This window comes from Burkholderiales bacterium (assembly GCA_013695435.1).
Classification (GTDB): Bacteria; Pseudomonadota; Gammaproteobacteria; order Burkholderiales; family JACMKV01; genus JACMKV01.
Map to the genome: position 1 here is coordinate 20,859 of JACDAM010000149.1, position 9,815 is coordinate 30,673.

Here is a 9,815-nt window from a genome sequence, read left to right on the forward strand (position 1 = left end):
AGGGAATCTACGGGCATGTTACGCTACCCCCCTAGACGGGTGTTCGACAAGGGCCGCGGCGCGCTCAACTTCATCCGGCTCGTTTTCACCCGTTTTATCGATGAGCGTTGTCCGGAGATCGCCGGCAGCCTGACCTTTACCGCTTTGCTCGCGCTGGTGCCGCTGATCACGATCGCACTGACGGTGATAGCTGCTTTTCCGGTATTCAACGAGCTGTCGGGGCAGCTCAAGGTATTCATTCTGAGCAATCTGGTGCCGGATTCCGCCGGACGCGTCATCAGCACGTACACGCAGCAATTCGCGGATAACGCGGCGAAGCTGACCGCGGTAGGCATCGTGTTCCTCGCGGTCACTTCGATCATGCTGATGATAACGATAGATCGCGCGCTCAACACGATCTGGCGCGTGAAGCGGCCGCGTTCGGTGTTGTCGAGCGTTTTGATTTACTGGATGCTGCTGACGACAGGGCCGGTATTGATCGGCGCCAGCCTTTCGCTGACATCGTGGATACTGAGCATCTCGATGGGGATCGTTGGCGAGGTGCCGGGCGCGAACTTCGCGTTGCTCAACCTGGTGCCGATAGTGCTGACTTCGCTTGCGTTCGCATTGATTTTTCTGACCGTGCCGAATCGCCACGTCAGGCTGCTCGATGCGTTGATCGGCGGCATCGTCGCCGGACTCGCGTTCGAAGTGATGAAGCGTGGTTTTGCTTTCTACATTACGCAGGTGCCGACGTACACGCTGGTCTACGGAACATTCGCGAGCTTCCCGATTTTCCTGGTGTGGATCTACCTGTCCTGGCTGGTGGTGTTGTTCGGCGCCGTGATCAGCGCCGTGCTGCCGTATTGGCGGGTCGGCGCGTGGCGCGTCAAGCCGGTGCCGGGAAGCCGCTTCTTCGAGGCGCTCGAAATCCTGAAAATATTGTGGACCGAGCAGCAAAGCGGCAAGGTGGTTACGCTGAAAAGACTGCACGCGCGCATGCACCTCGGCCTGGAAAATCTCGAGGGAATCCTCGGTCTGCTGACCGACGCCGGCTGGGTGCGCGAGGCGGTCGGCAATAGCTGGGTGATGATAAAAGATGCCAGTGAAATCAAGGTTGCGGATGTTTATCGGCTGCTGGTATTCCGCGCCGATTCGGCCGCGGTGCTGGCCGGCAGCACATCAGCCGATTTCGACGAGCTTGCTGAAACGGTATCGGCGCGCGTGGCTCGCGATATGCAAATGACATTGAAAGAGGTGTTCATCACGCCGACGCGGGCGCCGGAACCCGAATTGTCGCCGGCATGATCCGATCAGGAGCTTATCGTACTGTCAATACCGGGGTGATCGCAGCGCGGCTCTTGATCTTGCCAGCCGCCACCAATGCCGAATCGCGGCTCGAGTACGGCCCGGCGTGTACGCGGTACAAGCCGTCCTTGAGGAAAATCTGCAGTGCATCGCCGAGCGCGCCCATTCCGCCTAGCTTGATGCGCAGTTTCGCGAGCAGTTCGTCGGCTTTGGCGCGCGTGGCAAAGGCCCCGAATTGCAGATAGATCGGCGCCGGCGGTTCGGCCTTCCCGGCCACTGGATTGCCCACTGCGGCGGGGGCGCCGACGTCGATCGAGGCCGCTACTGCTTCTGTGCTGCCCGGCTTTGCGATGGCACGCTCGCCCGGCAATATCGCTTCGACTTCGACCTGCGCGCTGCCCTCATCGAGAAAGCCGAGCTTGTAGGCGGCCGCATACGAAAGATCGATCAGCCGGTTGCCATGGAACGGGCCCCGGTCGTTGACGCGCACGACGACCGATTTATTGTTCGACAGACGCGTAACGCGCACGTAACCCGGAATTGGCAATGTCGGATGCGCAGCCGTCATCGCGTACATATCGTAAATTTCGCCGGACGACGTTCGCTCGCCGTGAAATTTCTTGCCATACCACGATGCGACGCCGCGAGCTCTATACGGCGCTCGCGATTTTGCCGGAACGTAATTCTTGCCGAAAACCGCGTAAGGCCGATTCGCGTAGCGGTGCAGGGCTTCGGCCTTCGGTTGCGCATCCGGGATGCTGTCAAGATTCGAGCGTGGCTTTGCGTCCGGGCCGTCGTCCTTGTAATAGACGCCTTTCGGTGGCTGCGGCGCAGGCGACTCATGTGTCGCCTGCGGATCAATCGCGGGCGGAGTCCGCGGCGGCGGGGCGGTGACGCAGCCGGAAATAGCGAGGGCAATCCCGATGGCGAAGCGCGCAGGCAGCGGCCCCTGCTTTTCCGGCAGCGCGCTCAATTCGCCCGCGCCTTATGCGTCTGAATGCTCATCAGGATACCGAAGCCCAGGAAAATCGTGACCAGCGCAGTGCCGCCGTAGGAGATCAGCGGCAACGGAACGCCGACCACCGGCAGGATGCCGCTGACCATGCCCATGTTGACGAACGCGTAGGTGAAAAACGTCATCGTGATGGCACCCGCCAGCAAGCGCGAAAACAGTGTAGTGGCGTTCGCGGCGATGACCAGGCCGCGGGCGATGACGAGCATGAAGCCGAGCAGCAGCAGGGAATTGCCGACGAGTCCAAATTCTTCGGAAAACACGGCGAAAATAAAATCCGTGGTGCGCTCAGGGAGAAAATCAAGGTGGGTCTGCGTGCCATTCAGCCAACCCTTTCCAGTCAACCCGCCGGAACCCACCGCAATCGTCGCCTGAATGATGTGATAGCCAGCGCCCAGTGGATCGGTCGTCGGATCCAGCAGCGTCATCACGCGCATGCGCTGGTAATCGTGCATGACCGACCACAGCACCGGCAGGCTGGCGCCGGCGATAACCGCGAGGCCGATCATGACGCGCCAACTCAGTCCGGCGAAAAACAAGACATAAAAGCCGGAAGCCGAAATTAGGATTGCGGTGCCGAGATCGGGTTGTTTGGCGATGAGGGCAACCGGAATGATCAGCAAAAGGGCGGCAACGCAGAAATTCCGGAAGCCCAGCACCGCTTCGTAGCGGTTGAAGTACCAGGCCATCGTTACCGGCAGCGCGATCTTCATCAGTTCCGAGGGCTGGATGCGGGCGACGCCGATATCAAGCCAGCGGCGCGCTCCATTGACGATCTCGCCGAACAGGGCGACGCCGAGCAGCAGCAGCAGGCCGGCGATATACATCGGCACCGCAAGCGACATCAGATAGCGCGGCGGAATATTGGCGACTACCCACATCGCGATAAATGCCACGGCCATGTTGATGAATTGGGTTTCGATGCGCGCCATGCTTTCGCCCGACGCACTGTACAGAACCGTCAGCCCGGCCGCCAGCAACAGCACCACGGCGATCATCAGCCAGCCGTCGATATGCCCGAACAGAATCCGATAGACACGACTAATCACTTTGCGCCTCGTCGTCTTCTTCGAACTCGATTGCGGTTGTCTCCGGGCGCTTGCCGAGCAGGTAATAATCGAAAGCGACGCGCGCAATGGGCGCCGCGCTCGAGCCGCCATGGCCGCCATTTTCGACCAGTACCGCCACCGCGATCTTGGGATTCTCGGCAGGCGCATAGGCGATGAACCAGGCGTGGTCGCGATGCCGTTCGGCGACCTTGCTCTCGTCGTATTTCTCGTTCTGTTTGATCGCGACCACTTGCGCCGTCCCCGTCTTCCCGGCGAACACGTACCCGGCATCGGCGCCGGCTTTGGCTGCCGTGCCGCCGGTGCGCGTCACATCGACCATCGCGGCCTGGACGCGGCGCAAGTGGTCCGGCTTGAACGGAATCGTATTCAATGGAACCCGCTGGACGTCGGCTGGCTGGTCGCTGCCGAAAGCCTGGATCTGCTTGACAAAATGCGGCTTCATGGCTTTGCCATTGTTGGCGATGACCGCCGTGGCATGGGCAAGCTGCAGCGGCGTCGCAATGTTGTAGCCCTGGCCGATGCCGACCGAAATCGTGTCGCCGGCAAACCATTTCTGCTTATGGCGTTTCTGCTTCCATTCCGTCGAAGGCAGGATACCGGTCGATTCGCCTTCGACGTCAATACCGGTTTTCCTGCCGAAGCCGAACTGGCCGATGTAGTTATTGATCGCATCCACACCAAGTTCGTTGGCGAGGCCGTAATAATAGGTATCGCACGAAATCACCAGCGATTTGTGCAGATCGACGATGCCATGGCCGCTCAGCTTCCAGTCACGGTAACGATGCGAATGGCCTGGCAGCGAAAAGAAGCCGGGATCGCTGATCGTCGTTTGCGGCGTGCGTTTGCCAAGGTCGAGGCCGGCCAGCGCCATGAAAGGCTTGAAGGTCGAACCCGGCGGATACGTGCCTTGCAGCGCGCGATTGCTGAGCGGGCGATCCGGCGAGGTGCTGAGCGCCTCCCAGTTTTGCGAGTCGATGCCATCGACGAACAGATTGCCGTCGTAGCCCGGCTTGCTCAAAAACGCGAGGACTTCTCCGGTCGCTGGTTCGATCGCGACAAAAGCGCCACGGCGGTCGCCGAACGCCTGCTCGACGATTTCCTGCAGCCGCACGTCGAGCGACAAAACAAGATTGTTGCCTGAAACCGGCGGAGTACGACTTAACGCCCGCACGATCCGGCCGCCGGCATCGATCTCGACGCGCTCGAACCCGGCGCTGCCGTGCAGCGCTTTTTCATAACTCTGCTCAAGCCCAATCTTTCCGAGATGCAGCGAGCCGCGATAATTGGGCGCTTGCCCGCTTGCCTCGAGCGCCGCCTGATCCTTGTCGTTGATGCGGCCGATGTAACCGACCACGTGCGAAACCAGTTCGGCTTTCGGATAGTGGCGGAAGGCGCGCGCTTTCAGTTCGATTTCGGGAAAGCGGTAGCGGTTCACAACAAAGCGCGCGACTTCCGTATCGTTTAGCCGCGTCCGTATCGGCAGGCTCTCGAAATCCTGACTTTCTTCGAGCAGTTTTTTGAAGCGTTTGCGGTCGCGCGCGGAAATATCGACGACGGCGCTCAGTTCGCCGATTAGCTTGTCGACATTGCGGATTTTGCCCGGCGTGGTTTCCAGCGTGTAGGCCGAATAATTATGGGCGAGAACCGAGCCGTTGCGGTCGACGATCAAACCGCGGTTCGGCGCCACCGGTACGATCGAAATCCGGTTGTTTTCAGCTTGCGTGTGATAGTGCTCGTGCTGCATGACTTGCAGGAAAAAAAAGCGCGAGAACAAACCGCCAAACATCAGCAACACGAGGGAGCCGCCGATCGCAAGGCGCACGCGGAAGCGATGCAGTTCGGCCTGCGCGTTTTTGATCTCTGGCCCGCGCGTCATGAGCGTTCCAGTTCAGCTCGCGTCCGCCGCGGAATCTTGAGCATGACGTTCAATAAAGGCCACAGCAGGGCCGCGGTTAGAATGCCGCTGAAATAATCCCAGCCGGGCAGACTCGCTCCGCCCATAAGGCGGACGATCAACATGATGAGTTCGGCGCCGAACAAAACCAGCACCGCGTAGACCACCTGCGCGACCGGCGCAAAGTTCTGCACGCGGCGATGCATGACGATGCCGGCATAAGCGAGAAAAGAGTAAGCGAGCGCGTGCTGCCCGAACAGGCTGGCATCCACGACGTCCATTAGCAAGCCGAGCATCCATGCGCCGAAAAACCCGATTTTCCGCGGCTGGTGTATGCACCAGTACAGCAGAACCAGCGCAACGAAATCCGGACGCAGGAGGCGGCCGACACCAAACCATGGCAGCAGGTTCAGGACGAACGCAAGAATCAGCGTAATCAGGATGACGTTGAACTTGACTGGCAGCAGGATTTCCTGCCGGCTGGGCCGCGCTTGCATCAGGGTTCCTTGGGCGATTCGCTGGCCTGCATGGAAGGTCGGCGGCCCTCCGCCTTGTCGAGCGGCAACGGCTCGACCGACAGAATCAGCACCTGGCGATGGCGGCTTACGCCGGCCGCGGCGGTGCAGGTTATTTTGGCGAACGAGTAGGCGGCGTCGCTTTCGATGTTCGACACGACGGCGACCGGCAACCCGGCCGGGTAGGTGCCATCGAGTCCGGAGGTCACCAATTGATCGCCGATGCGGATGTCAGCATCGACCGGGATATAGCGCAAATCCAGGGTGTTTTCCTGGCCCGCGCCGAATACGATGGCGCGCAAACCGCTGCGTGCAATCTGGATCGGCACGGCCTGTTCCTTGTCGGTGATCAGCGTGACTTCCGACATCCACGGCAGCACACTTGTGACCTGCCCGATCACGCCAACCTCGTCGACGACCGCGCGTCCGGCTGCCACGCCGTGCTGCGCTCCTTTATCGACGCTGATCTTGCGCGTCAGCGGATCGCGGCCTGCGTACAGGATTTCGGCCATCAGCGCCGATCGCCCGAGGCGCGGTTTGGCATCGAGTAAGCGCCGCAGATGATCGTTCTCGGATTCGAGCGAATCGAGCCGCTGCAGTTGCGCGGCGTTCAGCAGGTTTTGTTCGGCGAGCCGTTCGTTCTCGCTTTGCAGATCGGTCTGGGAGACGAAAAAATCGCTGGCGCGGTGATAGACTTGCACCGGAGATACGGCGAGGCGCTGCAAGGGATAGATGACGAACGAGATGCTCTGGCGCGCGACGTCGAGATACTTGAGGCGCGCGTCGGCGATAATCAGGCCGATCGACAGCAACGCGAAGAAAACAAGGCGGGCAGCAGAGCTTGGGCCTCGGTCGAAAAACGGCGGCGGTTGGTGTTCCATCGATTCAGCGGGCGCTCAAACAACTGCCGCGCTTTTGCCAATCGGGCAACCGGCGCGAACGCGGCAAAACTGGAATACGCTCAGTCGTCGGTAAAAATCGTTCCCAGAGTATCCATTCTTTCGAGTGCGCGCCCGCAACCGCGCACTACGCAAGTCAAAGGATCTTCGGCGACGATCACCGGCAATCCCGTTTCTTCCATCAACAACCGGTCGATGTCGCGCAACAGCGCGCCGCCGCCGGTCAACACCATGCCTTTTTCGGCGATGTCCGCGCCGAGTTCGGGCGGAGTTTGTTCGAGCGCCGACTTGACGACACTGACGATGCTATTCAAGGGGTCGGTCAGCGCTTCCAAGATTTCATTGCTTGAAATCGTGAAGCTGCGCGGTATGCCTTCGGCGAGGTTGCGTCCCTTGACTTCTTTTTCCCTGACTTCGGAGCCGGGGAAGGCCGAACCGATTTCCTTCTTGATCTCTTCAGCGGTCGGATCGCCGATCAGCATGCCGTAGTTGCGCCGGATGTAATTGATGATCGCTTCGTCGAATTTGTCGCCGCCGACGCGCACCGAACCTGAATAAACGATACCGCCGAGCGAAATCACGCCAACTTCGGTCGTGCCGCCGCCGATATCGACGACCATCGAGCCAGTCGCTTCTTCGACCGGCAAGTCAGCGCCTATCGCCGCCGCCATCGGCTCTTCGATCAGTTCAACTTTGCGCGCGCCGGCGCCGTAGGCCGATTCGCGGATCGCACGCCGTTCGACTTGCGTCGAACCGCACGGCACGCAGATCACGATGCGCGGGCTCGGGCTGAACCAGCGCGAATCGTGTACCTTTTTGATGAACTGCTTCAGCATCTGCTCGGTGACCGTGAAGTCGGCGATCACACCGTCTTTCATCGGCCGAATGGCGGTGATATTGTGCGGCGTGCGGCCGAGCATCTGTTTCGCCGCCAGGCCGACCGACTGAATCACTTTTTTGCCGTTCGGACCGCCGCCTTGCCGGATTGCGACGACGGATGGCTCGTTCAACACTATCCCGTGACCTTTCACGTAGATCAGCGTGTTCGCGGTACCGAGATCGATAGCGAGGTCGTTCGAGAAATAATTGCTTAAAAATCCAAACATAACGAGTCCGTCCGTGCGTGAATGAGTGGTGCGTGAAATAACGAAATATGATAACTTACAAATCGTGCGCGCATAAGTCTTTACATCAAACTATTCAACAAGTTTTGAGTTGCCGCACGAGTCTGCGCAGCAATCGAATCGGTCGTGTCCGACGAACCTGGCCGCCAACAAAATAGCCGGTAGTTTATGCCTGTTTTTCTGAGCGATATTAAACGCGTCGCCGAGCTTGCGCGCATCGAAATCGATGACCGCGAAGCCGCGGCCATGCTCGACCACTTGGCCGGCATTTTTTCCCTGATCGAGCAAATGCAGGCAGTCGATGCGAGCGGTATCCAGCCGATGGCGCACGCCCGCGACATGGTCGCTCGCCTGCGCGACGACATTGCGACCGAACCTGACCAGCGCACGCTGTTTCAAACGGTCGCCCCGCAAGTTGAAGCGGGACTGTATCTCGTGCCCAAAGTCATCGAATAGCCATGCAAAGTTCTGCCTCTTCCCGCGTTCATGAACTCGGTTTGCGTCAACTTTCCGGCCTGCTGCACGCCAAAAAAATCTCCTGTATCGAGCTGACGTCCGAGTTTCTGAACCGCATCAAGACGCTGAATCCACGCTACAACGCTTTCATTACGGTCGATCACAAAGCAAGTCTCGTGCAAGCCGCCGAAGCCGATGCTTTATTCGCCTCCGGACGAGCGCAAATGCTGACCGGAATCCCGCTCGCGCAGAAGGATATCTTTTGCACGCAGGGCTGGTTGACGACGTGCGGCTCGAAGATGCTGGCGAACTTCGTTTCGCCGTACGACGCGCATGTCGTCGAACGTTTCAAGCAACTTGGCATGGTCAGTCTGGGCAAAACCAATATGGACGAATTCGCCATGGGCTCGAGCAACGAGACCTCGTTTTTCGGTGCCGTCAAGAACCCGTGGGATGCGGCGTATGTGCCGGGCGGAAGCTCGGGAGGTTCGGCGTGCGCGGTCGCTGCGCGCATGTGCCCAGCAGCGACCGGAACTGACACTGGCGGTTCAATCCGGCAACCCGCGGCGCTGTGCGGCATCTCCGGGCTCAAACCGACCTACGGCGTGGTTTCGCGCTACGGCATGATCGCGTTCGCCTCCAGCCTCGATCAAGGCGGGCCGATGGCAAAAAGCGCGGACGACCTGGCATTGCTGCTGAACGCGATGGCAGGCTTCGATGCACGCGATTCGACAAGCATCGAGCGCCCGGCGGAAGATTACGCGCGCGATCTGAACCAGCCGATTGCCGGTCTGAGAATCGGCTTGCCGCGCGAATATTTTTCCGATGGCGTCGACGCCGATGTGGCGCGCGCGATCGATCTGGCGATCGCCGAATACCGCAAGCTCGGCTGCGAAACCGTGGATCTGAGCCTGCCGAATACCAAGCTTTCGATCCCGGTTTATTACGTGCTCGCGCCGGCTGAGGCGTCGAGCAATCTGTCGCGATTCGACGGCGTTCGCTACGGCTATCGGGCGCCGCAGTACGGCAATCTGGACGACATGTATCGCAAGACGCGCGCTCAGGGCTTCGGCGCCGAAGTCAAACGCCGCATCCTGATCGGCGCCTACGTACTATCGCACGGCTATTACGACGCCTACTATTTTCAGGCGCAGAAGCTGCGCCGCCTGATCGCGCAGGATTTTGCCGACGCATTCCAGAAGTGCGATGTGATCATGGGGCCGACGACGCCGAGCACCGCGTTCAGGCTCGGCGAAAAAAGCGGCGATCCGGTGCAGATGTATTTGTCCGACATCTACACGATCGCCGCCAATCTTGCCGGCCTCCCCGGCATGTCGATTCCGGCCGGCTTCGGCGACGGCGGTCGGCCGGTCGGCCTGCAGATCATCGGCGATTATTTCAGCGAGGCAAAGATGCTAAACGTCGCGCACCAGTATCAGCAGGCGACGGATTGGCACCTGCGCGTGCCCGAGGATAGCGTAGCCTTGGCATCAAAAATACCCCCGAATATCCCCCTCCCCCAAGCGGGGGGAGGGCTAGGGTGGGGGCGGTTGTAAGG

At 60.0% G+C, this 9,815-nt stretch carries 9 protein-coding genes; 3 read left to right on the forward strand and 6 right to left on the reverse strand.

Annotation, left to right across the window (positions count from 1 at the left end):
• The first annotated feature begins 15 nt into the window (after positions 1–15).
• A complete protein-coding gene (locus tag H0V78_07835) occupies positions 16–1,287 on the forward strand; it encodes a YihY family inner membrane protein (protein MBA2351687.1) in 1,272 nt (423 codons plus the stop codon).
• A 13-nt stretch (positions 1,288–1,300) separates the two neighbouring features.
• Here the strand turns inward: H0V78_07835 and H0V78_07840 are convergent, their stop codons facing one another.
• The 6 genes from H0V78_07840 to H0V78_07865 all read right to left on the reverse strand — a co-directional run bounded on the left by H0V78_07840 (position 1,301) and on the right by H0V78_07865 (position 7,783).
• On the reverse strand, positions 1,301–2,260 hold the full coding sequence (locus H0V78_07840; GenBank protein ID MBA2351688.1) for a septal ring lytic transglycosylase RlpA family protein: 960 nt from the start codon (positions 2,258–2,260) through the stop codon (positions 1,301–1,303).
• Complete coding sequence (gene rodA / locus H0V78_07845) at positions 2,257–3,459, reverse strand: rod shape-determining protein RodA (GenBank protein ID MBA2351689.1); 1,203 nt, start codon at positions 3,457–3,459, stop codon at positions 2,257–2,259. The genes H0V78_07840 and rodA overlap by 4 nt, the downstream gene beginning before the upstream one ends.
• The gene (gene mrdA / locus H0V78_07850) at positions 3,341–5,245 is read right to left on the reverse strand and encodes a penicillin-binding protein 2 (protein MBA2351690.1); all 1,905 of its coding nucleotides are present in this window, start codon (positions 5,243–5,245) and stop codon (positions 3,341–3,343) included. Before mrdA ends, rodA begins: the two co-directional genes overlap by 119 nt.
• A complete protein-coding gene (gene mreD / locus H0V78_07855; GenBank protein MBA2351691.1) occupies positions 5,242–5,760 on the reverse strand; it encodes a rod shape-determining protein MreD in 519 nt (172 codons plus the stop codon). The genes mrdA and mreD overlap by 4 nt, the downstream gene beginning before the upstream one ends.
• Positions 5,760–6,659, reverse strand: a complete 900-nt coding sequence (gene mreC, locus H0V78_07860; GenBank protein MBA2351692.1) for a rod shape-determining protein MreC — start codon at positions 6,657–6,659, stop codon at positions 5,760–5,762. Before mreC ends, mreD begins: the two co-directional genes overlap by 1 nt.
• 80 nt (positions 6,660–6,739) lie before the next feature.
• Positions 6,740–7,783, reverse strand: a complete 1,044-nt coding sequence (locus tag H0V78_07865; GenBank protein MBA2351693.1) for a rod shape-determining protein — start codon at positions 7,781–7,783, stop codon at positions 6,740–6,742.
• Between the two features lie 186 nt (positions 7,784–7,969).
• Between H0V78_07865 and gatC the strand changes: the two genes are divergently transcribed.
• Positions 7,970–8,257 (forward strand): Asp-tRNA(Asn)/Glu-tRNA(Gln) amidotransferase subunit GatC, encoded by a 288-nt coding sequence (gene gatC, locus H0V78_07870; GenBank protein ID MBA2351694.1) that lies wholly within the window; start codon positions 7,970–7,972, stop codon positions 8,255–8,257.
• Positions 8,258–8,259: 2 nt separating this feature from the next.
• Entirely contained in the window at positions 8,260–9,813 is a 1,554-nt protein-coding gene (gene gatA / locus H0V78_07875; protein ID MBA2351695.1) for an Asp-tRNA(Asn)/Glu-tRNA(Gln) amidotransferase subunit GatA, read from the forward strand.
• Positions 9,814–9,815 lie beyond the last annotated feature (2 nt).

Excerpts from the sequence above, each read along its gene's own strand:
- H0V78_07835 (MBA2351687.1), top strand. The coding sequence starts at position 16 with ATGTTACGCTACCCCCCTAGACGGGTGTTCGACAAGGGCCGCGGCGCG.
- rodA (MBA2351689.1), bottom strand. The coding sequence starts at position 3,459 with ATGGCGGCTCGAGCGCGGCGCCCATTGCGCGCGTCGCTTTCGATTATT.
- mrdA (MBA2351690.1), bottom strand. The coding sequence starts at position 5,245 with ATGACGCGCGGGCCAGAGATCAAAAACGCGCAGGCCGAACTGCATCGC.
- mreD (MBA2351691.1), bottom strand. The coding sequence starts at position 5,760 with ATGCAAGCGCGGCCCAGCCGGCAGGAAATCCTGCTGCCAGTCAAGTTC.
- mreC (MBA2351692.1), bottom strand. The coding sequence starts at position 6,659 with ATGGAACACCAACCGCCGCCGTTTTTCGACCGAGGCCCAAGCTCTGCT.
- H0V78_07865 (MBA2351693.1), bottom strand. The coding sequence starts at position 7,783 with ATGTTTGGATTTTTAAGCAATTATTTCTCGAACGACCTCGCTATCGAT.
- gatC (MBA2351694.1), top strand. The coding sequence starts at position 7,970 with ATGCCTGTTTTTCTGAGCGATATTAAACGCGTCGCCGAGCTTGCGCGC.
- gatA (MBA2351695.1), top strand. The coding sequence starts at position 8,260 with ATGCAAAGTTCTGCCTCTTCCCGCGTTCATGAACTCGGTTTGCGTCAA.